The sequence below is a fragment of the Mucilaginibacter limnophilus genome, from assembly GCF_004005815.1.
Classification (GTDB): Bacteria; Bacteroidota; Bacteroidia; order Sphingobacteriales; family Sphingobacteriaceae; genus Mucilaginibacter; species Mucilaginibacter limnophilus.
This window is the reverse complement of record NZ_SACK01000006.1, coordinates 89,852-116,778: the sequence shown is the minus strand read 5'-3', so window position 1 is coordinate 116,778 and position 26,927 is coordinate 89,852. Positions and strand designations below refer to the sequence as shown.

Below are 26,927 nucleotides of genomic sequence, written 5' to 3'. Positions count from 1 at the left end.
AATATTTCGTTATAAATCATAACTTTGCGCCCACAAATAGTATCATCACAAAATTGATACATTGTACATTAAAACTATTTTTAATTATCAGGTTATAATATGCCAAACATTGGAAAAATATCACGGATCATCGGTCCGGTAGTTGACGTAAGCTTTAATGATGAGGCCCATCTTCCTAAAATTTACAATGCGTTAGAGATAACTAAACAGAATGGTCAAAAAATCATTCTTGAAGTTCAACAGCATTTAGGTGAAGACAGGGTACGCGCCATCGCCATGGACTCGACCGACGGTTTATTGCGCGGCATGCCTGTTACCGATTTAGGCACAGCTATTAAAATGCCTATCGGCGACGCCATTAAAGGACGTGTATTCAATGTGGTAGGTGATGCAATTGACGGTATTACCGAACTTGATAAATCAAACGGACGCGCTATCCACAATACTCCGCCAAGGTTTGAAGATCTTTCAACCGAAACTGAGGTATTGTTTACCGGTATCAAAGTAATCGACTTATTGGAGCCTTATGCAAAAGGTGGTAAAATTGGTTTATTTGGCGGTGCGGGCGTAGGTAAAACCGTATTGATCCAGGAACTGATCAACAACATCGCGAAAGCATACTCAGGTTTATCAGTATTCGCGGGTGTAGGTGAGCGTACCCGTGAAGGTAACGACTTACTGCGCGAAATGCTTGAATCGGGCATTATCAAATACGGCGACGAGTTTATGCATTCAATGGAAGAAGGCGGTTGGGACTTGTCAAAAGTTGACGCTGAAGCGATGAAAGATTCTAAAGCGACCTTCGTATTTGGTCAGATGAACGAGCCTCCTGGTGCACGTGCACGTGTGGCGCTTTCAGGTTTAACTATTGCCGAGTATTTCCGCGATGGTGACGAAGAAGGCAAAGGCCGTGATATATTATTCTTTATCGATAACATTTTCCGCTTTACACAAGCTGGTTCTGAAGTATCGGCACTGCTTGGCCGTATGCCATCGGCGGTAGGTTACCAGCCAACACTGGCTACCGAAATGGGTTTGATGCAGGAGCGTATTACTTCAACCAAACGCGGTTCAATTACATCTGTACAGGCGGTTTACGTACCTGCGGATGACTTGACCGACCCGGCACCGGCTACAACCTTCGCCCACTTAGATGCTACTACCGTACTTTCACGTAAAATTGCCGAGTTAGGTATCTACCCTGCGGTTGACCCTCTGGATTCAACCTCACGTATCCTTAGCCCTGCAGTTTTAGGCGACGAGCACTACAACACCGCTCAGCGCGTAAAAGAAACATTGCAACGTTACAAAGAACTTCAAGATATCATCGCCATCCTTGGTATGGACGAACTTAGCGAGGAAGATAAACTGGTTGTATCACGCGCACGCCGTGTTCAGCGTTTCCTTTCGCAGCCGTTCCACGTTGCCGAGCAGTTTACCGGCTTAAAAGGTGTACTGGTTGACATTAAAGAAACCATCAAAGGCTTCAACATGATTATGGATGGTGAAGTTGACGAATACCCCGAAGCAGCATTCAACCTGGTTGGTACCATTGAAGACGCTATTGAAAAAGGTAAAAAACTATTAGCTGAAGCGAACGCGTAAACTCCGGAATCAAGAATTAAGATTCAGGAATCAAGATAAAAACGTCTTGGCTCTTGAATCTTGATTCTAAAATCTACTCAAAATGACTTTAGAAATTCTTACTCCTGATAAAACAGTTTACGAAGGCGAAGCAACTTCGGTTACCTTGCCGGGTACGCTGGGCGCTTTTGAGATACTGAACAACCACGCGCCTATCATTTCAACGCTTAATGATGGTAAGCTTACCATTCGCGGTGGCGGTGCCGGTAAAGAAGAACATTTCTTTATTAAAGGCGGCGTTGTCGAAGCGGCTAACAATAAAGTAACCGTGCTGGCCGAAGGTATAGCATAATCAGCGTAAAAACTATACGAATCCCGGGCCAACAACCCGGGATTTTTTTTGCACTTTAATGACGGTTTCGCCTGATTACGACGAAATTTCGAAGTGTTATTATGCATGCATAGAATCTATACCGAATACCAATTTACACTTTGGTATAAATACAATAAAATTTAATTTTGAGATTTTAAGATAATACAATATTTTATTTTATTAATTTAATTAAATTAGAATAAAATATTTATTTTATTTTTTCTTTGCATCTATTGCTTTCAAAAAAGCATCTCTCTACCTTGAATTATTGTTTCTGCGGAAACTGCTTTAACCTAATTTTACCGGAATTTAATACCATATAATGAGCGCTACTACTGATACTGTTCAGGCTGTTGAATTAAACAAATACAGCAAAACCCTTACGCAAGACCCAACCCAGCCTGCGGCACAGGCCATGCTTTACGGCATTGGCTTAACCGACGAGGATATGAAAAAAGCACAGGTGGGCATTGCCAGTATGGGCTATGATGGTAACACCTGTAACATGCACCTTAACGATCTGGCAAAACTTGTAAAGGAAGGCGTTTGGGATGAACAGTTGGTAGGCCTTATTTTTAACACCATTGGTGTAAGCGACGGCATGAGCAACGGTACCGAAGGTATGCGTTACTCGCTGGTTAGCCGTGATGTAATTGCCGATTCAATTGAGGCCGTTTGCGGCGCACAGTACTATGATGGTTTGATTGCCTTGCCAGGATGCGATAAAAACATGCCTGGCTCATTGATAGCCATGGGCAGGCTTAACCGCCCCTCAATTATGGTATACGGCGGTACCATTAAACCCGGTCACTGGAAAGGTGAAGACCTGAACATAGTATCGGCATTTGAGGCTTTGGGTAAAAAGATAGCCGGCCAGATAGATGATGTCGACTTTATGGGTGTGGTAAAAAATGCCTGCCCAAGCGCGGGTGCTTGTGGTGGTATTTATACAGCAAACACCATGGCCTCGGCTATTGAGGCACTGGGGATGAGCCTTCCTTACTCATCATCAAACCCTGCTTTGAGCGAGGAAAAGAAAGCGGAATGTTTAGCGGCAGGTAAGTACATCAAAATATTATTAGAGAAAGATATTAAGCCAAGCGACATCATGACGCGTGAGGCTTTTGACAATGCCATTGTTACCATTATGGTATTGGGCGGTTCAACAAACGCTGTGCTGCACCTTATTGCCATGGCGAAAAGTGTTGGCGTAAAACTAACGCAGGACGATTTTCAGGAGATAAGCAACCGCATCCCTCTGCTGGCTGATATGAAGCCAAGCGGCAAGTACATGATGGAAGACCTGCACAAAGTAGGCGGTGTACCAGCAGTAATGAAATATCTGCTTAAAAAAGGGTGGCTGCACGGCAATTGCTTAACCGTAACCGGCAAAACTTTGGCAGAAAATCTTGAAGATATCAAAGAAATTAACTTCGAAACGCAAAACGTTTTTCTTCCGGTTGAAAAGGCTATTAAACCAACCGGTCACTTACAAATATTGTATGGCAACCTTGCCGAAGGCGGCAGCGTAGCCAAAATTACAGGTAAAGAGGGTGAGCGCTTTGAAGGCCCTGCCCGCGTTTTCGACGGTGAATTTGAACTGATACACGGCATTACAAGCGGCCGAGTCAAACCCGGTGATGTGGTGGTTATCCGCAACGTGGGCCCTAAAGGCGCGCCGGGTATGCCCGAAATGCTTAAACCAACATCGGCCATTTTTGGCGCGGGCTTGGGCAGTTCGGTAGCATTGATTACCGATGGGCGTTTTAGTGGCGGTACCCACGGGTTTGTGGTAGGCCACATCACCCCCGAGGCGTATGACGGTGGCAATATCGCTTTTGTTAAAGATGAAGACAGAATTGAAATTGACGCGATAAGCCGCAAAATGACCCTCAAAATTTCTGACGAGGAATTAGCGGCGCGCAAAGCTGCCTGGCAAAAACCGGCCCTTAAAGTTAATAAAGGCCTGCTATACAAATACGCCAAAACCGTTTCAACAGCCGCCGATGGTTGTGTTACGGATGAGTTGTAAGCCCTGATGGGGATGTACAGATGCGTGAATATGCAGATGTGCAGATAAAGGAATATAAACGTTAATAAATTCGAAATCGAACATTCGACATTCGAAATAAAATATAATAACATGGAAGTTGCACAACAGGAATTACAGGCTCCGGAAACAAAGAAGGCTACGAGAGAAATATCAGGCTCGGAAGCTGTGCTGGATGCATTTTTAGCTGAGGGTGTTGATACCATTTTCGGTTATCCGGGCGGGGCCATTATGCCTATTTATGATGCCTTGTATGACTATAATGACAAACTGAACCACGTACTTGTCCGCCACGAGCAGGGCGGTATTCATGCCGGTCAGGGTTACGCACGTACATCGGGCAAAGTGGGTGTGGTGTTTGCTACCAGCGGGCCGGGTGCTACTAACCTGGTAACCGGTTTGGCCGACGCGCAAATTGACAGCACACCGCTGGTATGCGTTACCGGACAGGTGTTCGCACACCTATTAGGTACCGATGCCTTCCAGGAGACCGACGTGATAAACATTACCACCCCGGTTACCAAATGGAACTATCAGGTTACCGACGCGAATGAAATTCCGGAGGTATTGGCTAAGGCATTTTATATTGCCCGCAGCGGCAGGCCCGGCCCGGTACTTATTGACATTACCAAAAACGCACAGATACAAAAATTCAACTACGAAGGTTATGTACCCTGCAACCATATACGCAGTTACAGGCCAAAACCTATTGTTCGTAACCAATACATTGAACAGGCTGCCGAACTGATAAATCAGGCTAAAAAACCATTCGTGCTTTGGGGGCAGGGAGTAATATTAGGTAGTGCCGAGCAGGAGTTCAAGGCATTTATTGAGAAAGCGGGCATTCCTTCAGCTTGGACAATCCTTGGCGCGGGCGCTATACCAACCGACCATGAATTGAACGTAGGTATGCTGGGTATGCACGGCAACTACGGTCCAAATGTGTTAACCAACGAATGCGATGTATTGATTGCCATAGGTATGCGTTTTGATGACCGTGTAACCGGCCGTTTAGATAAATATGCCAAACAAGCTCAGGTTATCCACCTGGATATCGATCCTGCCGAGATAGACAAAAACGTAAAAACAACCGTACCTGTTTGGGGCGATTGTAAAGAGACGTTACCGTTGCTTACCGCTTTGGTTGAAGAGAAACAACACACCGAATGGCTGGCCAAATTTAAAGAATTTACCCGCCAGGAAGTAGAGCAGGTTATTCATAACGAGCTTAATCCTACCACCCCTGAAATGACCATGGGTGAAGCTATACGAGTATTAAACGAGCTTACTGATGGCGAAGCTGTTATTGTTACCGACGTTGGTCAGCACCAAATGGTAGCTTGCCGTTATGCCAAGCTGAACAAAACCCGAAGCAACGTTACCAGCGGTGGCCTGGGTACAATGGGCTTCGCGCTTCCGGCCGCTATTGGCGCTAAATTTGGCGCACAGGACCGCCCAGTGGTTGCTATAATCGGCGACGGTGGTTTCCAGATGACCTTGCAGGAACTGGGTACTATCATGCAAACCGGTATAGATGTTAAAATCATCATTCTGAACAATAATTTCCTTGGCATGGTGCGCCAGTGGCAGGAACTGTTTAACGAGCGTCGCTACTCATTCGTGGATATTCAAAGCCCTGATTTTGTGCGTGTGGCCAGCGGCTATGGCATCAGCGGCAAGTCGATATCAGACAGAAGCGAACTTAAAGGCGCGTTACAGGAAATGCTTGAACATAAAGGTTCATTCCTGCTGGAAATAATGGTAACCAAAGAAAACAACGTTTTCCCGATGGTACCACAAGGTTGCAGCGTTGCCGAGATCAGGTTAAAATAATTCACCGGGTAAAACAGACATCATGAGTACTCAGGATATAGAAAAACAGGAATTTAACATCACGGTTTATACCGAAAACCAAATTGGTTTACTAAGCCGTATCGCTATTATATTTACCAGGCGAAAGATTAATATCGATAGCCTGAACACCTCTCCGTCGGAGATTGAAAGCATTCACCGTTTCAACATCGTGATAAACGAAACCGAAGACGTGGTACGCAAGCTTTGCCGCCAGATAGAAAAGCAGGTTGAAGTGCTAAAAGTGTACTACCATACCAATGCTGATGTAATTTGGCAGGAACTGGCGCTGTACAAAGTATCAACTAACGTAATTGCCGAGCAGGTGAGCGTTGAGCGTTTATTACGCGAAAATGGCGCCCGCGCGGTTGTGATACGTAAAGATTATACTGTGTTTGAAACCACCGGTCACCGTGAGGAAACCGACGCGCTGATAAAAATTCTTCAGCCATTCGGACTGATTGAGTTTGTGCGCAGCGCACGTGTAGCTATTATTAAAGACAGCGAGGGTTTCAATTCGAAACTTCGCGAATTTGAAAGACGCGAACCGGGTGAGGATGTGATTGAAAATGAATATCTGAACCAGGGACAAAAGGTGTTTACGATGTAAGACTGTCAGAACTCGAATTTTTGGAATTAAAGAATTAATCGAATAATTCAAATTCTGAGTATTCATAAATTCTTAAAATTCGAGTCCAGATCCTTAATTAAGTAACTAAGAACTAAAAACAATAAAACAAAAGTGATTGCCCTGTAGGCATATCACAAAAACAAACAAAAATCATGGCAAAATTAAATTTCGGCGGCACTGAAGAGAATGTAGTAACCCGCGAGGAGTTCCCTTTATCAAAAGCTCAGGACGTTTTAAAAAACGAAGTTGTGGCAGTAATTGGCTACGGCGTACAAGGTCCGGGCCAGGCGCTTAATCAAAAAGACAATGGCATTAACGTAATTGTTGGTCAGCGTAAAAATTCAAAAACCTGGGATAAAGCTATTGCTGATGGCTTTGTACCGGGCGAAACCCTTTTTGAAATTGAAGAAGCGCTTGAAAAAGGCACCATCATTTGCTACCTGCTTAGCGACGCGGCTCAAATTGAACTTTGGCCAACTGTTAAAAAACACCTTACTCCGGGTAAAGCATTATATTTCTCTCACGGCTTCGGTATCACCTTCAACGAGCAAACCGGCATAGTTCCGCCTGCTGATGTTGACGTGTTCCTGGTTGCGCCTAAAGGTTCTGGTACTTCATTACGTCGTATGTTCTTGCAAGGCCGTGGCTTAAACTCAAGCTACGCTATCTTCCAGGATGCTACAGGCAAAGCACAAGAGCGTGTTGTTGCTTTAGGTATTGCTGTAGGCAGCGGTTACCTGTTCGAAACTGATTTCAAAAAAGAAGTATATAGCGATTTAACCGGCGAGCGTGGTACGCTGATGGGTTGTATCCAGGGTATTTTCGCTGCACAGTACGAAGTATTACGCAGCAAAGGCCACACGCCTTCTGAAGCTTTTAACGAAACTGTTGAAGAGTTAACCCAATCGTTAATGCCATTGGTTGCTGAAAACGGGATGGACTGGATGTACGCAAACTGCTCAACCACCGCACAACGCGGCGCGCTTGACTGGTGGAAAAAATTCCGCGACGCTACTAAACCTGTATTTGAAGAACTTTATGAAAGCGTAGCTACCGGCAAAGAATCACAACGTTCAATCGACTCGAACAGCCAGCCAGACTATCGCGAAAAACTGAACGAAGAACTGAAAGAACTTCGTGAAAGCGAATTATGGCAGGCAGGTAAAACTGTACGCAGCCTTCGCCCTGAAAACCAGGCAGTAGAAGCGTAAATTTTTTTAGTAGCAGTAGCAGTTTAAAGTGGCAGTAAAGTACTGCTACCGCAACTGCTGCTGCTACTTTAACTAAAAGAACAATGGGAAAAACATTATTTGATAAGATTTGGGATGCACACGTGGTGAGCAGTAAGGAAGGATTCCCTGACATCTTATACATTGACACGCATTTTATACACGAGGTTACCAGTCCGCAGGCATTTGACGGGTTGCGCCAGCGTGGTTTGCCGGTTTTCAGGCCGAAACAAACCGTTGCCACTGCCGACCATAACGTACCTACCTGGAACCAGCATCTCCCCATAAAGGAAGAGCTTTCGCGCTATCAGGTGGATATGCTGACTAAGAACTGCGCTGAATTCGGCATCGAGCTATACGGTTTAGGTCACCCTTATCAGGGCATTGTTCACGTAATTGGCCCTGAGTTAGGTGTTACCCGCCCGGGTTGTACTTATGTGTGCGGCGATAGCCATACCTCAACTCATGGCGCTTTTGGCGCTATTGCGTTTGGTATTGGTACATCGCAGGTTGAGCAGGTTTTGGCTACGCAATGTTTGCTGCAATCGCGCCCAAAAAGAATGAAGATTGAAGTTAACGGCCAGCTGCAAAAAGGCGTGGGTGCTAAGGATATTATCCTTTATATCATCTCGCAGATATCTGCCGCGGGCGGTACCGGTTTTGCAGTGGAATATGCCGGTGATGCTATCCGTTCGTTAAGCATGGAAGGCCGCATGACCATCTGTAACATGAGCATTGAAATGGGTGCCCGTTGCGGATTAATTGCTCCTGACGACACGACGATCAACTATGTTAAAGGGCGTGAGTTTGCCCCAAAAGGCGAGGAATGGGATAAAGCCGTTGCCTATTGGAAAACACTTTATAGCGACGAAGATGCACAATTTGATGAAGTGCTAAGCTTCAAAGCAGAAGACATTGAGCCGATGATCACCTACGGAACTAATCCGGGGATGGGCATTGGCGTTACACAGCACATACCGGCTACCGAAGATTTCGAACAGAAAGAACAGGGCTCATACAAAAAAGCGCTCGACTATATGGGTTTACATGACGACGAGCAGCTACTGGGTAAACCTATCGATTATGTATTTATTGGCAGTTGCACCAACTCGCGCATTGAAGATTTGCGTCAGGTGGCGGCCTTTGTAAAAGGCAAGCAAAAAGCCGAAAACGTAACCGTGTGGGTGGTGCCGGGTTCAAAACAAGTTGAAGCGCAAGCAAAAGCCGAAGGGCTTGACAAAATATTCGAGGCAGCAGGTTTTCCGCTGCGCGAACCGGGCTGCAGCGCCTGCCTTGGCATGAACGAGGACAAGATACCTGCAGGTAAGTACTGTGTATCAACCTCAAACAGAAATTTTGAAGGCAGGCAAGGGCCAAACTCACGTACGTTTCTGGCCAGTCCGCTAACCGCTGCAGCTGCAGCAGTTACGGGTAGGGTTACTGATATACGGGAACTTTTAAATGAAGGAGAATTAGTAGGTTGATACTTGAAGTTGCCATATTAAATTTAATTCCGGGTAGTGAGGATGATTTTGTTTTGGCCTTTGCCAAAGCGCAAAGCATTATTTCATCAATGCCGGGATACATCAGCCATAAACTAAAGCGCTGCCTTGAAAATGAAAGCCGCTTTATTTTACTTGTTGAATGGCAAACTTTAGAAGACCATACTGTAGGTTTCAGGCAGTCGGCACAATACCAGGAATGGAAAAGCCTGCTGCATCACTTTTATAACCCGTTTCCTGTAGTTGAACATTATGAAGAAGTGGTTTTTCAATAATGACTAATGACACAATGACCAATGACTAAAATATTCAAACATATACAAACTAGCGTGGTGCCCCTGCCTATCGAGAATATCGATACCGACCAGATAATACCCGCGAGGTTTTTAAAAGCCACTACCCGCGAGGGTTTTGGCAACAACCTGTTTCGCGATTGGCGTTTTGATGAGAACGACAATCCTAAACAGGATTTCGTGCTTAACAACCCAACCTACAGCGGTAAGATATTGGTTGCAGGTAAAAACTTCGGCTGCGGAAGCAGTCGTGAACACGCTGCCTGGGCTATCAGTGATTATGGTTTTGATGCTGTAGTAAGCAGTTTTTTTGCTGATATTTTTAAAGGCAATGCGCTCAATAATGGCTTGCTGCCGGTACAGGTAAGCGATGATTTTTTGAAAAAGATTTTTGACGCGGTATTTGCCGATCACACTGCCGAAGTAGAAATTGACCTGGAAAATCAGTTTATCAAAATCTCCTCGACAGGCGAACAGGAAAGCTTCGAAATAAATCCGTACAAAAAAGCCTGTTTAATAAATGGGTATGACGATATCGATTATATTTTGAGCAACACTGAAAAAATAGTAGAATACGAACAAGCCCCTAACCCCCTAAGGGGGAACCGGAGCGGTTCAGATAAACATTTATAAAAAATATACTTACTTATTCCCCCTTTAGGGGGTTAGGGGGCTTATGAAGAAACACATTTTAGTAATACCCGGCGACGGGATAGGCCAGGAAGTTACCACCTGGGGTAAGGCAGTATTGGAGAAAATCGGTCAGCAGGGCGGGCATGAGTTTACGTTCGACGAGGCGCTGATGGGACACGCGGCTATTGAAGCTACCGGCACTCCCCTGCCCGACGAAACGCTTGAAAAAGCTAAAGCCAGCGATGCTATACTGTTTGGCGCCATAGGCCATATAAAATACGATAACGACCCAACCGCTAAGGTTCGTCCTGAGCAAGGTTTGTTGAAAATACGCAAGGAGCTTGGTTTGTATGCTAATCTTCGTCCTATAATGTTGTTTGACGAGCTATTAGGTGCATCGAGCCTTAAACCGGAAATACTAAAGGGTACTGATATCCTTTTCTTCCGCGAATTGACAGGCGACGTTTACTTCGGCGAAAAAAAACGCAGCGACGACCGCAACACCGCTTCCGACCTGATGATATATCACCGTTATGAAGTTGAGCGTATTGCCCGTAAGGCTTTTGAAGCAGCACAGGCACGTACAAAACGCCTTTGTTCAGTTGATAAAGCAAACGTGCTTGAGGCTTCACGCCTATGGCGCGAAGTGGTACAGGAACTTGCTAAAGAATATCCTGACGTTGAAACCGAGCATATGTTTATTGACAATGCCGCTATGCAACTGGTAAAGAACCCTAAAAAGTTCGACGTGGTATTAACCGCCAATCTTTTTGGCGATATCCTGACTGATGAAGCATCGCAAATAGCAGGTTCAATGGGTATGCTGGCATCGGCATCTGTTGGTGACGGTACTGGTTTTTTTGAGCCCATACATGGTTCAGCGCATGATATTGCCGGGCAGGATAAAGCCAATCCGCTGGCATCAATATTATCTGTTGCATTGATGTTCGAGATAAGCTTCGGACTGAAAGAAGAAGCTGCCCGCATAACATCGGCTATTGACAAAGTATTAAAAGACGGTTACCGTACCGCCGACATTGCCGACGCGGCGACCGATAAGAGCAAGATTTTAGGCACTACTGCTATGGGGCAAAAGGTGCTGGAGTATTTGTAGATGTGCAGATATGGAAATGTGCGGATATACAGATGAAGAAAAATTGGTTTCAGGCCATTGGTGAAATCGAAGAGTAATCAGTGAAATCATTAACTAAAATCAGTGTAATCGGAATAAAATGAAATGGAACGCTGAATTATACGACGAAAAACATGCATTTGTATTTAAGTATGGTGAAAACCTGCTTGAGTTGCTGGATGCCAAGCCGGGTGAGCATATCCTTGACCTGGGCTGTGGTACCGGCTATTTAACCCAGCAGATTCATGAACTTGGCGCGAAGGTAAAAGGCACGGACAGTTCGCCCGAAATGATACGGCAGGCCAGGGTGAATTATCCTGATGTTGATTTCGCGGTTGAAGATGCTACATCATTCACAACGAAAGAACAATATGACGCTGTGTTCAGCAACGCGGTATTACATTGGATAAAGAATACTGATGCCATGATGGATAGCGTGTATAAAAGCCTGAAACCCCGCGGCCGCTTTGTAGCCGAAATGGGCGGCAAAGGCAATGTACAAAAGCTGATTGAAGCTACCAAACAGGTGCTACGCAACCATGGCTATGCCAAACAGGCTGAAACGCAGGTATGGTATTTTCCATCAGTTGCCGAGTATGCTACCAAACTGGAAGCACATGGTTTCAGGGTAACGTTTGCGGCGCATTTCGATCGTAAAACACCTTTGCAGGATGGCGACCAGGGCGTATCAAAATGGATAATGATGTTTGCCCCGCTTTACCTTGCAGGAGTTCCAGAAGAGTTGAAAAAACAAATGCTGGCAGAAGTTACTGCCCTGCTTGAACCGCATTACAACGAAGGTGGCCAATGGTATGCTGATTACAAAAGGCTGCGTTTTGTGGCAGTAAAAGAGATTTGAGTATTGAGATATGAGATGTGAGATAACTTGCACTCATCATAATAAAAGAAAAAAGTTAATTAACAATGTTAGGTTAGATGAGAGAAAAATCTCAAATCTCATATCTAACATCTAAAATCTAAAAATATGTTACACGATCCCAACCGAGTCTACATTTTTGATACCACGCTGCGCGATGGCGAGCAGGTACCGGGTTGCCAGTTAACCCCCCCCGAAAAAATTGAGATAGCACGCGAACTGGAGGCTCTGGGCGTGGATATCATCGAAGCGGGCTTCCCTGTTTCAAGTCCCGGCGATTTTCAAAGCGTTGTTGAAATATCAAAAGCCGTAACACAGCCCACTATTTGCGCACTTACCCGCGCCAACAAAGGCGACATTGACGCAGCTGCTGAATCGCTTAAATATGCCAAACATCCGCGTATCCATACGGGCATAGGCGCTTCAGACACCCACATCAAACTAAAATTTAACAGCACGCGCGAAGAGATACTACAGCGTGGTGTCGATGCGGTTAAATACGCCAAAAAGTTTGTTGAAGACGTGGAGTTTTACGCCGAGGATGCCGGCAGGGCTGATATTGTGTTCCTGGCACAAATGGTTGAAGCAGTTATTGCCGCCGGTGCAACCGTGGTAAATATCCCCGACACCAACGGCTATTGCACGCCCGACCAGTACGGCAGCAAGATCTGTTTCCTGAAAGAGAACGTAAAAAATATCGATAAAGCCATTATTTCGGCACATTGCCATAACGACCTTGGTTTGGCTACCGCCAACTCAATTGCCGGTGTACAAAATGGCGCGCGCCAAATTGAAGGTACAATAAACGGTATTGGCGAGCGTGCTGGCAACACTTCGATAGAAGAGGTGGTGATGATTCTAAAAACGCACCAAAGCCTTGGCCTGCACACCAACATCAACGCTACCAAATTTTACGAGATAAGCCGCATGGTAAGCAGCCAGATGCGTATGCCGGTGCAACCTAACAAAGCCATTGTTGGTGCCAACGCTTTTGCACACAGCTCGGGCATACACCAGGATGGCTTCCTTAAAAACCGTGAGAACTACGAGATCATCCGTCCTGAAGACGTAGGTTTCCCAAGCGCCAGTATCGTGTTGACAGCACGTAGCGGTCGCCATGCTTTGAAATTCCACTTAGAGCGTTTAGGATACCAGTTAAGCAAAGATGAACTTGCTGACGTGTACCATAACTTTTTGACACTGGCTGATAAAAAGCTGGATATAAATGACGATGACCTGCAAAGCCTGATGGCGAACAAGCTGGTAAAGCAATAATAAATGAGTACTGAAACCAAACAACTGCTTGATTTCGCGGCAGCTTACCAGCGCCTTGACGGGGTTGTAAACCATACTCCACTTCAATATAACGCGGGCTTATCTGAAAAATATGAGTGCGAGATTTACCTGAAGCGTGAAGACTTGCAGGTAGTACGCTCGTACAAACTGCGGGGCGCTTATAATATGATAAGCCAACTGAATGATGAGCAGCTGAGCCGTGGCGTAGTATGCGCCAGCGCGGGTAACCATGCGCAGGGCGTGGCCTTTTCGTGTAAAAAGCTGGGCACTAAAGGCGTGATTTTTATGCCGGAGATAACACCAAGGCAAAAGATCAAGCAAACACAAATGTTTGGCAACGGTAATGTAGAGATAGTTCTTACCGGCGATACATTTGACGATTGCCTGCGCGAAGCATTAGCGTATACCGAGGCCAACAAAATGACCTTTATTCCGCCGTTTGATACCTACCCTGTTATTGAAGGACAAGGTACTGTAGGCGTGGAGATATTAAATGAGTTACCTGATGTTGAAGCCGTTATTATGCCTGTTGGCGGCGGCGGACTTGCATCCGGAACAGGAACTTATCTTAAAGAAAATAACCCCGATATATTACTGATTGGCGTTGAACCTGAGGGTGCACCTTCAATGGTTGGCGCATTTAACCATAATGAGCCTGTTACCCTTGATGAGATTGACCGCTTTGTAGATGGCGCCGCTGTAAAACGCGTAGGCCAGCTTACTTACCAGATATGCCGTGAGGTGCTTGACGATATGCTGCTGGTACCCGAGGGCAAAGTATGTACTACCATACTTAAACTTTATAACGAAGATGCCATTGTGGTTGAGCCGGCCGGCGCCCTATCTGTAGCGGTGCTTGACCTGTGTAAAGAACAGATCAAAGGCAAAAAAGTAGTATGTATTATAAGTGGTGGAAACAATGATATCGACCGTATGGCCGAGATCAAAGAAAAATCACTGCTTTACGAAGGATTGAAACACTACTTCATAGTACGCTTTCCGCAACGCCCCGGCGCGTTGAAATTATTCGTTAACAACGTCCTTGGTCCCGGTGACGATATAACCCGCTTTGAGTTCATCAAAAAAACCGCTAAAGAAAACGGACCCGCGCTGGTGGGCATTGAACTAAAATCAGCCGACGACTACCCTGCCCTGCTGCAACGCATGGCCGAACACCGCTTTGATGTAATCGAGATCAACCGTGATCAAACCTTATTTGAATACCTGGTATAAATCATCCGGAATATCTTAAGCCTCTTTAAACCGAGGCTTTTTTAATTTTTTATTTTGATATACGAAATCTATCGTAGATATTTGTACGAAGAAATTCGTAGTAATATCTCTGCGTTCTTTGACATTATGGAATAATTTAAAAAATCTGCGAAAAGGGTGTAACCCTTTAAAATTTTATGCTGTCTTATATATAAATCTTAATAGATAACTAAATAGTAACGCCATGAAAACTCTTAGAACAATTATACCGGTAATAGCGCTCATACTGAGCCTTACCACCGCCTCCGCAGCAACAAGAAACAATGATGACCGCCTAACAAAAAATTACGCTATCAGCACCTATGTTGATGCAATTGCCAATGGCAAGATTGAAGGCCTTGCAGAGGTTATAGATAACAACACCAAGTTTTGCATTATGCAGGGAAAGGTGATGTTAAGTTATAGCAAAACTGAAATGATGAGCTTTTTAGCCAGCTTAAAAAATATAAAACAAAGCTGCAGCGTAACCACAACTGTGGTTGAAGATAATAGCGAAGTAGCTGTAGTAAAAGTTGATATGGCTTATGAAAATTTTGTACGCAGCAACTATGTAACCGTTGCCCGTACCGCCGACGGCTGGAAGATAACTAATGTTTGCTCGGTTTTTAAGTAAATATTGGTGTATTAACAATTGTGGAACAGGCCGTGGTGCGAGACCGCGGCCTGTTTGTTTTTAAACATCTTTACGCGACGCACGTATCATCATACCATAATCCCATCGTTTTACCATGGCATTAACCGTTTGTGCTATGCGTTTATCGCGGGTGGCCTGTGTTTTGGCGCTGTCAATCCATTTAATAAAATAGTTACGGTGCGATTTTGCCAGACTGTTGAAAAACTCATAGGCTTCAGGTTCATATTCAAGGCACTCGGCTAAATCTTCTGGCATCAATACAACAAAGTCGGTGTCTTCTTCCAGGCGTAACTGCAGCATGGCGCCTTCGCCTTTATGTATCCCTTTACGCATATCCGCGTTAAGCGCCAGTATAAACTTGCCTTCGCCCAATGGCATAACGGCTACGCCGGCAATTGGATGCGCATCAAGCAGCCCGCGCACCCTGAACGACCGCCGGTTACCAGGCTTTAGTTGCTGCGCTATATCGGCCGGAATTTCAATATATGTCCACCCGGTTTTTTCACCGTTTGATGCAAATCGCAAAATTATTGTGATAAACTCAATCATAAATGCTTTAAAGGGCAAGGTTTATTACAATCAGCTTCGTTAAAAGGGCAAAGTGTTAAATAAATGTTAAAAATGCTTTTTAAAGTAAAAGTACTGTAACGAATGGAATGTTATCTCTGTCTTATAGATATAAATTAAATAATCACAATAACAAAAACTTAAACATCAATAACAATGAAAACTCTTAAATCACTCCTGTTAGGCTTAGCTTTAATAATAACCGCTAACGTAGTAAAAGCGAACGATAAAGAAGAATTAACTCAGCAACACGCTATTGACACTTACATTGAAGCCGTAACCCATGGCAAACTGGAAGGCCTTAGCAAAGTGCTTGACACCGACGCTAAATTTACTATGATGCGTGGCAGCAAGCAATTAAGCTTCGACAAAAGAGAAATGCTTGAATATTTAAAAGCTACCAAAAGCGTTCAGGACTGCAAAGTAAACACCACAACTGTCGAAAATAATGGCGAAGTTGCTATAGTAAAGGTTGACTTAGAATATGAAGGCTTCACACGTAGCAATTTGGTAACTATTACAAACACCGGTAACGGCTGGAAGATCACCAGCGTACACTCTACTTTTAAATAATTAGTTTTAGTTTATTTACTCTTGTCTTTTTAAAAGAAAACGCCCCATAAGGGGCGTTTTTTATTTTATATATTTTTCAATAACCCGCTGCCATTTATCATACCCTTTAGTATTAAGATGCAACATGTCCTGCTTAAATAATGATGAATCAGGCTGACCGGTTTTCTCATCCAAAATAACCGAAGCTACGTCGATAAAATGTGTACGGCGTTTACCTTTGATAGATTCTTTAATTAGACTATTAGCCGTATTTACTTCGCTGAAAAACTTTGCACGGCTGGGGCTTGGCTTAATGGCTAAAAAATAAAACTCAGTGTGAGGCAGCTTTGTGCTTACCAATTTCCAGAAATTTTCAAAATCTTCAGCAACCTGCTTTCCGCTGCGTCCATCGGCAATGTCGTTTTCACCGGCATACAAAAATATTTTTTCAGGCTGATAAGGGTATACCACATAAGGCGTATAATACTTCACCCATTGCCAAAGCTGCGACCCGCCAAGTCCGCGTTTTATTATTGGTTTACCGACAAAACGCTGCTCAAGATCGCTCCATAAACGGATAGACGAACTACCGATGAACAAAATACCGCCCGGTTTAGGCATGTTCAGGCTGTCAGCATGTTTAAATTCACGTACCTCGTTATCAAACGGAAAGCCTGTTTGGGCTTTAAGCTGTGTAGCTGATACAACAAGAAATAATAACAGGAATAATTTCAGTTTCATAGTTAGTGTGTTAGTCGATCTTCAAAAAACAAAAATGGCAAAAAACTTTGTACGCCGGTAACTTCCCAAACTGGGCCATCAATGCAGTATAACAATACTCGGATTGGCTTACCTTGCATCTTTTCGCACTCAGCCATTACTTGCAGGCATGCGCCACATGATGTTACAGGCTTAACAACTTTAAACTCATCAGTGTGCGCAGTAACGGCCATGGTAATTATCGGGTCTGTGGCATGGTTCGAGCTCCAGTGAAATAAGGCAACACGCTCGGCGCACAAGCCTGATGGGTAAGCTACGTTCTCCTGATTACTTGCGTAGAGTATATTACCGCTTTCTAATTGCAGCGCCGCCCCTACCCTAAAGTGTGAATAAGGGGAATGTGATGTTTCAAAAGATTTTACCGCTTTAAGGCATAGCTGCTTGTCGGCTGTAGTTAATTCATCAATATTTTGGTATTCTTTAAATACAATTTGTATTTGTTTATCTGTCATTTAAAATCAGCCCTTTATGGTAAAAGGGCACACAATATAAGGTTTAAAATATTTCTTCTGTCATAATTTACGGCAATTTACATTTTTCAAAACTCATATAATGCCCATTGGTTGTGATTAAAACGATATTTAAACATAATATAGTATCATGGCAAAAACGGTAGCCGACCAATTGGTAGAAATGCTTGTAAATGCAGGCATAAAACGCATATACGCTGTTACAGGCGATAGTTTAAATGAGGTGAACGACGCTGTGCGGCGCAATGGGAATATCCAGTGGATACACGTAAGGCACGAAGAAGCCGGCGCCTACGCGGCTGCCGCAGAAGCGGAGCTTACCGGGTTTGCCTGCTGCGCAGGCAGCAGCGGCCCGGGCCATGTGCACCTGATAAACGGTTTGTATGATGCCCATCGTGCCGGGGCACCGGTTCTGGCCATTGCTTCAACCATTCCGTCTACCGAATACGGCACCGAATATTTCCAGGAAACCAATACCATAAAACTGTTTGCAGATTGCAGCCACTATAACAACTTAGCTGTAACCGCCAAACAAATGCCGCGCATGCTGCAGGGCGCTATACAGGCGGCATTAAATAAAAAAGGCGTAGCGGTACTTGGCCTTCCGGGTGACCTTGCCGGGCTGGACGCCGAGGAAATCATGACCGCTATGCAAAACTTCCACCCCGAGCCGGTGATACGTCCCTCAGATATTGAATTGCAAAACCTCGCATCGGTACTTTCCCAACATACAAAGATCACTATTTTTTGTGGTATAGGTTGCGCCGGCGCGCACGATGAGGTTGTCGCGTTAGCTCAAAAGCTGCATGCGCCTGTAGCATATTCGTTCCGTGGAAAAATGGACATCCAGTATGATAACCCAAATGAAGTTGGCATGACCGGCCTGCTGGGGCTACCATCTGCTTACCATGCCATGCACGAAGCCGACCTGATTTTATTATTAGGCACCGATTTTCCGTATGCTAATTTTATTCCGGACAAGTGTACCATCGTTCAGATAGACAACAAACCTGAGCGAATTGGCCGCCGCGCAAATGTTGATATCGGTCTGTGCGGAAATGTTAAAGATACGCTACATGTATTACTACCACTGGTTAGTCAGCAAACCGATAGCAGCTTTTTACATGAGCAACTTGAGTTTTACAGCGAAGTAAAAAAGAAACTGGATACGTATGTAAATGATACCGGCGAACCCGGCAACATACATCCTGAATTTGTATCACGCTGCATTGACGAACTGGCCAGCCACGATGCCATTTTCACAGTTGATACCGGTATGAGCTGTGTTTGGGGCGCACGTTATATCAATGCAACCGGTCAGCGTCGTATGCTGGGATCATTCAATCATGGCTCAATGGCAAATGCTATGCCCCATGCTATTGGCGCTGCGCTGGCTTGCCCCGGCAGGCAGGTAATAGCGCTTTGCGGCGACGGCGGCCTTTCTATGCTTTTGGGCGATCTGGCAACAATTGTTCAATACAAACTCCCCGTTAAGGTGATTGTATTTAATAACCGTTCGTTGGGTATGGTTAAGCTTGAAATGGAAGTGGCCGGACTCCCCGATTGGCAAACCGACATGCACAACCCCGACTTCGCGCTGGTAGCACAGGCGATGGGCATGAAAGGCTATACAGTTAACGATGCATCGGGTGTGCGGGCTGCGCTGCAATCGGCCTTTGCATACGAAGGACCGGCGCTTATCAATATCATGACAGACCCTAACGCGCTTGCCATGCCACCAAGAGTAGAATTTGAGCAGGTAAAAGGCATGGCTTTGTCAATGGCCAAGTTGGTATTAAACGGCCGTATGGATGAAGTGCTGGATACTGTTAAGTCGAACTATAAGCATATTAAAGATCTGCTGTAACTAGATCAGTACAGCTTTGGCCCTATCTTGCTTAATAGTTTCGGTTATTTTACGCACGTAGTGTTTCGCGCAAAGGAAAAACTCAATGGCGGCTATCACCAATATGAAGTAGCCAAGTAGTTCTATGCTTTCTTCAGAGACGTTTTTTACCGTGCGGAAATATCTTTCTTCCATTACCTCTTCCCAAAATTTGGTGCGGCCATACAGCCGTGAAAAAATATAGGTAGTGAGAAAGCCTGCCAGCATTAGTCCGAAAGGGAGTGAGTTTACATATAATGAGACCGTTTGCAAAAATCGGGTTCCATTGCGCCACAGGTAATATAACAATACGGCTAACAAAGAAAATACGCCAACTTGCCATGCATTATTGAACACGCGCTCGTCAAGCCATGAATCTTGCTCACGGATGAAGGATGCCAGCGCGAATGAGAATAAGAAAAAAGCAAGGGGCTTTAATTGCTCATACTTAAAAAACACACCTAAATATAGTGCAGCAGAAATTGCCAGGAAGATGCTTTGCAAAAACTCGGTAAATGATGCCTCAGATACTTTTGCTTCATTAATTGTTACTTTGGCGGCAGCGTCCCAGCGGATAACTTCAGCAAGCCCATAAATAAATACGCCGTATATAATAATACGCAAAAGGCCGCTTTTGAGGCCTGAAAGGTCATGTGTCATAGGGGTTGACGATTAAAGTGGCAAGGTACCCATAAGTTAACCTTGCCATAAAGCCGATTTTATATTGTGACTTAAGCATGAACTAAGAAAGATATTTAACCCACCAGTTAGAGTTGTAAGCGCCATTTACTTCAGTAGGCTTGCCGGGCTCGGGCATAAACAGCTGAATACTTTTTTCGACTGCATTAGCTACAAGGTTTTGCGGCGGCGCATACCAGGCATGCGGCGCAAGGTTAAACGTACCCCAATGTATCGGCATCATTATTTTTCCTTTTAGAGCGAGATGCGCATCAGCAGCATGGTACGGCCCCATGTGTATGTCGGGCCAGTAGCGGCCGTATGCCCCTATTTCAAGCATGGTCAGGTCGAACGGCCCGTATGTGTCGCCAATATCCTTAAAGCTTGGCGAAGGACCTGAATCGGCACCGAAAAATATATTGTGTTGCGGGCCTTTTATTACCCATGACGACCAGAGCGTTTGGTTACGGTTAAACATACCACGCCCCGAGAAATGCCTCGCCGGAGTAGCCGTAATTTTCAGATCGCCAACCATGGTGCTTTGCCTCCAATCAAGCTCGGTTACCAGGTTTTTAGCGATGCCCCATTTTACTGGGTATTGCCCTACCCCAAGCGAACATATCACCGGTATATTTTTACCTGCGAAAAACTTGATGGTGTTTTTATCGAGATGGTCATAATGATCGTGCGAAAGGATGATAGCATCCAACGGCGGCAGGTCGATGAGCTTAAGTGAGGGCTTAAAGAAGCGCTTAGGGCCGATGCTTTGTGAAAACGAAACCCTGTCGCTCCATACCGGATCAGTAAGCAGGCGTTTGCCGTCAACCTCTATCAGCAGGCTTGAGTGGCCTATCCAGGTTATGCGCAAGCCGCTTGATGGCTGGTTTTTGTAAACAGATATATCGGTAGTGAACGGCCCCATTGTTTTTTTAGGCACGTTCTCTTCTTTATTGGTAATATATTCTTTAAGTATGGGTAACAGCCGGTTAAAACCTGCTGCGTCTGTTGGGATGATATTGATATATTCTTTTCCTTCTTTTCGGGAACCTTGTATGCTCATATATTATTACAGACGACCGATACGGCTAAACATTTTAATTATTTAAAAAACCTATCGCACGGTTACAAAAAGCAAGCAGATCGGGTGGTAAGCTCTTTTCAAAATACGGATGCTTCCCGCCGAAAACATGGTCGCCGTTACGGATAACCAGTAACTCGGACGCAGGGTTTGCCGCATGCAGTTCCTCCGCATGGCTCAGCGGAACAGTGGTATCAGCGTCACCGTGGGCAATAAGCCACGGACAGGTAATTTCTGTTGCTCGCATGATGATATTTAATCGCTCAGGGCTCTTATCTAAGTCATCGAGCAGCGTTGATTTTACGGGCATTTGCTGACCGGTACGATAGTTTGGAAAATGCATTACGCCCTGTAACTTCCATTGCTTTTCAACCTGACGTGGCCATAGGTTACGGAAGGTAGCAACCGCGGCCATAGTCACCAACTTTTTTACACGTGAATCCTCAGCGGCCTGTATTACGCTGAGGCCGCCGCCCATGCTGTGCCCTACCAGGTACACGCCCTGAACCGGCGTAAACGCCGAGCCGCTGAAAGCAAAATCGATCACATATTTCAGATCGTCGAGTTCGATTGAGAATGTGTTTTCGCTGAAAGCGGTAAGGTCAGTAAATTCGGTTAGCGTTTCGGGCGTTGTGCCGTTGTGCGAGAAGTTGAATTTTAGAAACCTGAAGCCGTTCTCGGCAAATTGACGGGCTACCAGATCGTGCGTGCCCCAATCTTTGAAGCCTTTAAATCCGTGCGCGAAAATTACCAGCGGAGCGTTTCGGGCAGTGTCGTTATATGTAATATCCAGGTAAATGGCGCGGCCTTTAGCACCGGGGGTAACAAAATTTTCCTTTACAATCATGACTGGTAAAGTAACGGTAAATGAGGCGCTTTGTTTATAAGGCACTTGTTTTAAAACGTAACCTCGGTTTCTTCGACATCTTCTTTTTTCACAACGAGCGTACCTGCCCACAAATCACCAATACGCTGATGTTTCTCTGTTTTTGCAACGCAGATCAACGCCGGTAATCCGTATAAGCCTAAATCAATAAAATCACAAATGCGCCTTTTGAAAGCTTGCCCAAAAGATATTTTTTGGCCCTTCAGTCCTACAACTTTTAATTTACAAATATCATGGCCGGGCGTAGTACTATTTATGCTTTCAAGAAGCGGGAAGTAAACAAACCATAGCAATACAGGCACCAGGGCCGGCAAACCATTTACTGTAGCACGCCCGGGTTCAGGGTCATCGTCAAATGCTATTATGTAAATAACACTAAAGACGCTAAAAATAGCGTAGTCTATTAAAGTGGCAATAATACGTGACTTGATGTGCGGCTTAGGGTTTACCTGTTTAAATATCATAAACCTTAAAGATATAAAAACAGCACTATCATTGCAATTTAAACCTAATTGCAGCGGATACCGGCCACGCGGCTAAGGCCTGTGCAGTATAAGCGTAAAGCAGGGATGCAGACACAAAGGACACTGCCATTGCTTTTCAAAAGGAAACAGAGGAATTTAGTTGTTGATCAATATATCCTTAGCCATTACCATTGGCACGCTGATATATTTCTTTTCCATGTAGGCGATCACCTTTTCAAGTACCTCGCGTGATTGCTGATCCATGCCTTGAACTTCATCGACGAACACGCTGTTCAGGGCGGTGCTGCGTATTTCTTTGATTTTTTCGGGCACCTTGCGCATGGCAATTTCAATACGACGCTGTTTTAATTGCATTAAAAACTCGCCAATATTCTGTTCGATGATGGCTTCGGCGTGCACCAGTTCCTGGTAACGTTCCTGAAGGTTCTTTTTGGCTACCTCGTTAAGCGAGTGCACCTCAATAAAGTTTACCGGAAATTGCTCAAGCACTTCGGGCGCGGTATCATTAGGCACTGCCAAATCGACAATGGTTTTACGTCCGGTTTCGCCATTCAGTAACGAAGTGTAAAGCTCGGGCGTAATGATAGGCTGCGTTGCTGATGTACAGGTAATAATGGCATCAAAGCCGCTTTTATAATTCTTAAGATCTTTTAAGCTGTAAAACTCACCGTTAAGATCGGCTGCCAGTAGCTGCGCCTTTTCAACCGTGCGGTTAAATACCACAAAGTTGCTGAACTTATGCTTTTGCAAATACTTGCTGATGTTACGGTTGGTTTCACCTGCACCGATAATCAGGATGCGGGCATTTGAGCAAAGTTTGAGGTCTTTAAGTTTACGGTAGGCAAGCGATACAACTGAGATAGGATTTTTTGAGATGTTGGTGTGGGTATAAACCTCTTTAGCGGTTTTTACCACACAGTTCATCACCAATCGCAGGTAATCGCCGGTAAGGCCTGCTTCGCGGCCGTTTTCGTAGGCTTTGCGCAGCTGCGCAAGTATTTCTTTTTCGCCAACTACCAGGCTTTCTAACGAGCATGAAGTACGCAGCAGATGGTTAAGCGCTTCCTGACCTTCATAAATTGAAGCGGCGTTTAGAAAAGTGCCCATGTAGTGCGAGCACAAACCCATATTTAAAAAACTGATAAACTTTTCAGCAAAAGCCCTGTCAACCTGGTGTGATGTAGCCATCACAAACTCAACACGGTTACAGGTAGCAAGGTAAAACAGCTCAGAAATGCCAAACTGCACTTTCACCTGTTGAAGCTTCTCGGTAAGATCTTCCTGGCAAATAACCAACTTTCCCAACTCCTTCAGCTCGATCTGCTTGTGCGTAAAAGCTATAACCTTTAAATACTTCAACTCAGTTTAAATTTTAACCCAACAAAAATAACTTTATAATAGAGTAGCTATGTCAATACTTTGTCAAACAGAGGTATTTAGAACGATTATAAATAGATTGTTTTAACCTGTTTTTGACCATTAAATTTTCCCTGCTTACAATATCAATTACTCACAAAAATGATAAATAGTTGCCTCCGTACTTACATCTGTAAGTAATAAAAAAAAATTCGCAAACTTAATTAGCACAACATTTATTAAACTACAAAAACAATTACTATCTTTATATCAACTAACAGATTTAATTTACTGTCGGTTAATAGTTAAAGATTAAGTGAGCAGGGATAAAGCGCAAGGCCAATTACCTGCTTTTTTTATATACGGCTTAAAACAAAAAAGCGAAACAGTTGCCTGTTTCGCTTTTTTGTTTTTTATGTTGTTAATTAAAATCCAACTGTTGCGCCTACAGTAAATAAACGCAGGCCTTTTTGTGCCGGGCTATCGTCAAACATATCGTTAAAGTAATACTTAGCAAAGAAGCCTATACCGCCGTAGCCTGCACGCAGGTGCGCTCCATATTGTACCTTGGCCAGGTTATATCCGCCACTGAACTTTTGCGTACCGTTTTCGTCGCTTTTTTGCTTGGTATAACCGTTAATCAGCAAGCCTAAAGTTGGGCCGGCAACTACACTGAAACGGTGGCCATCCTTATCATCATGGCTTCTCCAATAAAAACTAAGCGGTATACGGAAGTAGGTAAATGAGAAATTGTTTTTATCAAAGTCAACAGGACTTTCTTCATATGTTAGCTGCGGCTGAAAACGTTGCAGGGTAACATCTTCACGCAGGCGGAATTTTGTCCACTCGAAACCACCTGATACATAAATTTTAAATGCACTGTTAAAGCGGTAACCCAGTTGCACAAAGTCGAACGCGAAGTTGCTGCTTTTCCATGAGCGGTAGCGCAGGAATTCATTCTCCGGCGATAGTTTAAAGCTGCCGTTATCATTCAGCGTAGCAAAGCCTATATCGATGCGTGAAAGCGTTACACCAAACGACCATCCAGGTGATTTTTTGGCCTCATGGCGAATGGTATCACGATTATTGGCATCCCAGCTAAATTTAAATTTGCGCTTTGTTGTTTTAACTGTATCGGTAGTAACAACAGTATCGGTTTTTGTAATAACAGTTGTGGTTGTTGTGGTAATGGTAGTATCCGTTTGGGCAAATGCACCGGCAGTAAATAAACCGGCTATCACAGTAAAAAATAAGCGTTTCATATATAATTGTGTAAGTGTATTGTAGTTTGTTATTCTTGTTCAGTTGTTATTTTAAGTATTCCAAGGTTTATGCCTGTTAGTTTCTGGTTCTCGTCAAACTCCACCAGTTTATCTTCACGTTTATCAATTTTTGCTACCAGCGAGCTTAATAATCCCCCAAGTCCGCGTGAGCGTTTCTTTTTTTCGGGTTGAACTTGCTGTGTTTCTGCCTTCGACAAATTTGCCTGTGCCATTACTACAGGCTTGTTTTTAAAAGGTTCTGTTTCAGTCTGAATATTTTTTTGACTAAGCGGCACATCATTATCAGGCACCACCGGATTAGGGTTATCAGTTTTTGGCGTTACAGCGGCTATGGCTTGTTGTTGCTGTACTATATGTGGAAGTTCAGTAACTGTTACTTCAGCAGGCTGTTTAACTACAGCTTCGACTTTTTCCACCTTCGGCGATGCTTGTTTTATAACAGCAATTTGCTCTGCTTTTGATTCAGTTTTAACAAGCGGAGCGGCTTCCGGCTGCGGCGCTGCAGGTACGATTTCAACCGCTTTTTTAACAGGCCGGGTTTTTACCTTTGCCATTGCAGTACCTTGTTGTTTAGGCTTATGTTTAGGTATAAATAATATACCTGCGGTTATAAGCACAACAATGGTAGCGGCAATACTCAAGTACTGCACAAGTGGCCTTTTCTTTGTTTCAGGCTGATCAAGACCGGCGGCAATGCCTGCCCATAAATTAGCAGAAGGTTCCACTTCCATATTTTCCAGGTTATCCCTGAAAAGCGCATCCAATTCCTTATCCTGCATATTCATATCTTTTTTTTTCACTATTAGCAATCAAGTCTTTCAATATTGTACGTGCCCTAGACAACTGCGATTTTGAGGCGCCCTCGGTTATGCCTAAAATTTCCGCTATCTCTTTGTGTGAGTAACCTTCAATAGCATACAGGTTAAACACCATGCGGTAACCGGGCGCAAGCTGCTGTATTATGGCCATCAGGTCTTTAGCGTCGAGATTGGCGGCTGCAGCCGCGTTTACCGACGGCTCGTACCCCGACTCATCAATATCAACCACCTGCATCATTTTGTGACGCTTGCGGTAATATTCAATTGAGCAGTGCACCATAATGCGGCGAATCCACCCCTCAAATGAACCTTCTCCCCTGTAGTCGTTCAACTTATTGAACACCCTAATGAACCCGTTCTGCAGCATGTCCTCGGCCTCCATACGGTCGACAGCGTAGCGGAGGCAAACAGCCAGCATTTTTGAAGCGAACTGTTTGTACAGCATTTCGCATGCTTTACGGTCGCCCCCTTTGCAGCGTTTTATCAGATCATCAATTGTAAAGGTTCGTTCCAAAAACATCATTTAAAGGTAAGATGAAAGTTTGGACGGAATGGTTGCAAGGGGTGAGAAAAAAATTATAAATTTATTTTATGAAGATATCGGTTGATACCACCCTACTTGAAGAAGCAATTAAACTAACTGGAATTAAGGATAAAAAGGAATTGATTGAGAAAGCTTTACGGCTACTTATTGCATTCTATGAAGAAAAAAAACGAAATGAGGGTTAATTT

General features: G+C 44.4%; 28 protein-coding genes. 17 read left to right on the top strand and 11 right to left on the bottom strand.

What is annotated here, in order from left to right; all coding sequences use genetic code 11:
- Positions 1–99: 99 nt before the first annotated feature.
- The 14 genes from atpD (at position 100) to EOD41_RS13945 (ending at position 15,336) form a co-directional block, all read left to right on the top strand.
- Entirely contained in the window at positions 100–1,605 is a 1,506-nt protein-coding gene (atpD, locus tag EOD41_RS14010) for a F0F1 ATP synthase subunit beta (protein WP_127705973.1), read from the top strand.
- Positions 1,606–1,687: 82 nt separating this feature from the next.
- Entirely contained in the window at positions 1,688–1,936 is a 249-nt protein-coding gene (gene atpC, locus EOD41_RS14005; protein ID WP_127705971.1) for an ATP synthase F1 subunit epsilon, read from the top strand.
- 343 nt (positions 1,937–2,279) lie between these two features.
- Positions 2,280–3,989, top strand: coding sequence for a dihydroxy-acid dehydratase (gene ilvD / locus EOD41_RS14000; protein WP_127705969.1), 1,710 nt, complete (start codon positions 2,280–2,282; stop codon positions 3,987–3,989).
- A 111-nt stretch (positions 3,990–4,100) separates the two neighbouring features.
- The gene (gene ilvB, locus EOD41_RS13995; RefSeq protein WP_127705967.1) at positions 4,101–5,840 is read left to right on the top strand and encodes a biosynthetic-type acetolactate synthase large subunit; all 1,740 of its coding nucleotides are present in this window, start codon (positions 4,101–4,103) and stop codon (positions 5,838–5,840) included.
- Between the two features lie 22 nt (positions 5,841–5,862).
- Positions 5,863–6,468 (top strand): acetolactate synthase small subunit, encoded by a 606-nt coding sequence (ilvN, locus tag EOD41_RS13990; RefSeq protein ID WP_127705965.1) that lies wholly within the window; start codon positions 5,863–5,865, stop codon positions 6,466–6,468.
- A gap of 173 nt (positions 6,469–6,641) precedes the next feature.
- Positions 6,642–7,700, top strand: a complete 1,059-nt coding sequence (gene ilvC / locus EOD41_RS13985) for a ketol-acid reductoisomerase (RefSeq protein ID WP_127705963.1) — start codon at positions 6,642–6,644, stop codon at positions 7,698–7,700.
- An 83-nt stretch (positions 7,701–7,783) separates the two neighbouring features.
- Positions 7,784–9,202: a 3-isopropylmalate dehydratase large subunit gene (leuC, locus tag EOD41_RS13980; protein ID WP_127705961.1), complete on the top strand. Its 1,419-nt coding sequence runs from the start codon at positions 7,784–7,786 to the stop codon at positions 9,200–9,202.
- Entirely contained in the window at positions 9,199–9,495 is a 297-nt protein-coding gene (locus EOD41_RS13975) for an antibiotic biosynthesis monooxygenase family protein (RefSeq protein WP_127705959.1), read from the top strand. Before leuC ends, EOD41_RS13975 begins: the two co-directional genes overlap by 4 nt.
- Positions 9,496–9,516: 21 nt before the next feature.
- Positions 9,517–10,146: a 3-isopropylmalate dehydratase small subunit gene (leuD, locus tag EOD41_RS13970; RefSeq protein WP_127705957.1), complete on the top strand. Its 630-nt coding sequence runs from the start codon at positions 9,517–9,519 to the stop codon at positions 10,144–10,146.
- A gap of 43 nt (positions 10,147–10,189) precedes the next feature.
- Positions 10,190–11,260, top strand: a complete 1,071-nt coding sequence (gene leuB / locus EOD41_RS13965) for a 3-isopropylmalate dehydrogenase (protein WP_127705955.1) — start codon at positions 10,190–10,192, stop codon at positions 11,258–11,260.
- Between the two features lie 118 nt (positions 11,261–11,378).
- A complete protein-coding gene (locus tag EOD41_RS13960) occupies positions 11,379–12,137 on the top strand; it encodes a methyltransferase domain-containing protein (protein ID WP_127705952.1) in 759 nt (252 codons plus the stop codon).
- Positions 12,138–12,263: 126 nt separating this feature from the next.
- Positions 12,264–13,430 (top strand): 2-isopropylmalate synthase, encoded by a 1,167-nt coding sequence (locus tag EOD41_RS13955; protein ID WP_127705950.1) that lies wholly within the window; start codon positions 12,264–12,266, stop codon positions 13,428–13,430.
- A 3-nt stretch (positions 13,431–13,433) separates the two neighbouring features.
- Positions 13,434–14,684: a threonine ammonia-lyase IlvA gene (gene ilvA / locus EOD41_RS13950; protein WP_127705948.1), complete on the top strand. Its 1,251-nt coding sequence runs from the start codon at positions 13,434–13,436 to the stop codon at positions 14,682–14,684.
- Between the two features lie 223 nt (positions 14,685–14,907).
- A complete protein-coding gene (locus EOD41_RS13945) occupies positions 14,908–15,336 on the top strand; it encodes a nuclear transport factor 2 family protein (protein WP_127705946.1) in 429 nt (142 codons plus the stop codon).
- Between the two features lie 60 nt (positions 15,337–15,396).
- Here the strand turns inward: EOD41_RS13945 and EOD41_RS13940 are convergent, their stop codons facing one another.
- Positions 15,397–15,906, bottom strand: coding sequence for a YdeI/OmpD-associated family protein (locus tag EOD41_RS13940; RefSeq protein WP_127705944.1), 510 nt, complete (start codon positions 15,904–15,906; stop codon positions 15,397–15,399).
- Between the two features lie 174 nt (positions 15,907–16,080).
- Between EOD41_RS13940 and EOD41_RS13935 the strand changes: the two genes are divergently transcribed.
- Positions 16,081–16,497, top strand: coding sequence for a nuclear transport factor 2 family protein (locus EOD41_RS13935; protein WP_127705942.1), 417 nt, complete (start codon positions 16,081–16,083; stop codon positions 16,495–16,497).
- Positions 16,498–16,557: 60 nt separating this feature from the next.
- Here the strand turns inward: EOD41_RS13935 and EOD41_RS13930 are convergent, their stop codons facing one another.
- Positions 16,558–17,217, bottom strand: a complete 660-nt coding sequence (locus EOD41_RS13930) for a GDSL-type esterase/lipase family protein (RefSeq protein ID WP_127705940.1) — start codon at positions 17,215–17,217, stop codon at positions 16,558–16,560.
- Positions 17,218–17,219: 2 nt separating this feature from the next.
- The gene (locus tag EOD41_RS13925; RefSeq protein ID WP_127705938.1) at positions 17,220–17,708 is read right to left on the bottom strand and encodes a cytidine deaminase; all 489 of its coding nucleotides are present in this window, start codon (positions 17,706–17,708) and stop codon (positions 17,220–17,222) included.
- A 148-nt stretch (positions 17,709–17,856) separates the two neighbouring features.
- Between EOD41_RS13925 and EOD41_RS13920 the strand changes: the two genes are divergently transcribed.
- Positions 17,857–19,593, top strand: a complete 1,737-nt coding sequence (locus EOD41_RS13920; RefSeq protein ID WP_127705936.1) for a thiamine pyrophosphate-dependent enzyme — start codon at positions 17,857–17,859, stop codon at positions 19,591–19,593.
- Here EOD41_RS13920 and EOD41_RS13915 read toward each other — a convergent pair whose 3' ends face one another.
- The 8 genes from EOD41_RS13915 to EOD41_RS13880 form a co-directional block, all read right to left on the bottom strand.
- The gene (locus EOD41_RS13915) at positions 19,594–20,271 is read right to left on the bottom strand and encodes a hypothetical protein (protein ID WP_127705934.1); all 678 of its coding nucleotides are present in this window, start codon (positions 20,269–20,271) and stop codon (positions 19,594–19,596) included.
- A gap of 82 nt (positions 20,272–20,353) precedes the next feature.
- Positions 20,354–21,349 carry an MBL fold metallo-hydrolase gene (locus EOD41_RS13910; RefSeq protein ID WP_127705932.1) on the bottom strand — a complete coding sequence of 332 codons (996 nt, stop codon included), beginning with the start codon at positions 21,347–21,349 and terminating at the stop codon, positions 20,354–20,356.
- Positions 21,350–21,383: 34 nt separating this feature from the next.
- Complete coding sequence (locus EOD41_RS13905) at positions 21,384–22,214, bottom strand: alpha/beta hydrolase family protein (RefSeq protein ID WP_127705930.1); 831 nt, start codon at positions 22,212–22,214, stop codon at positions 21,384–21,386.
- A 50-nt stretch (positions 22,215–22,264) separates the two neighbouring features.
- Positions 22,265–22,717: an RDD family protein gene (locus EOD41_RS13900; protein ID WP_127705928.1), complete on the bottom strand. Its 453-nt coding sequence runs from the start codon at positions 22,715–22,717 to the stop codon at positions 22,265–22,267.
- 156 nt (positions 22,718–22,873) lie between these two features.
- Entirely contained in the window at positions 22,874–24,097 is a 1,224-nt protein-coding gene (gene hemA / locus EOD41_RS13895) for a glutamyl-tRNA reductase (protein ID WP_127705926.1), read from the bottom strand.
- Positions 24,098–24,519: 422 nt separating this feature from the next.
- Complete coding sequence (locus EOD41_RS13890) at positions 24,520–25,356, bottom strand: outer membrane beta-barrel protein (RefSeq protein WP_127705924.1); 837 nt, start codon at positions 25,354–25,356, stop codon at positions 24,520–24,522.
- 29 nt (positions 25,357–25,385) lie between these two features.
- Complete coding sequence (locus EOD41_RS13885) at positions 25,386–26,177, bottom strand: hypothetical protein (RefSeq protein ID WP_127705922.1); 792 nt, start codon at positions 26,175–26,177, stop codon at positions 25,386–25,388.
- Positions 26,146–26,715 (bottom strand): RNA polymerase sigma factor, encoded by a 570-nt coding sequence (locus tag EOD41_RS13880; RefSeq protein WP_127706268.1) that lies wholly within the window; start codon positions 26,713–26,715, stop codon positions 26,146–26,148. Before EOD41_RS13880 ends, EOD41_RS13885 begins: the two co-directional genes overlap by 32 nt.
- Before the next feature lie 71 nt (positions 26,716–26,786).
- Between EOD41_RS13880 and EOD41_RS13875 the strand changes: the two genes are divergently transcribed.
- The gene (locus EOD41_RS13875) at positions 26,787–26,924 is read left to right on the top strand and encodes a type II toxin-antitoxin system VapB family antitoxin (protein ID WP_127705920.1); all 138 of its coding nucleotides are present in this window, start codon (positions 26,787–26,789) and stop codon (positions 26,922–26,924) included.
- The last annotated feature ends 3 nt before the right edge of the window (positions 26,925–26,927 follow it).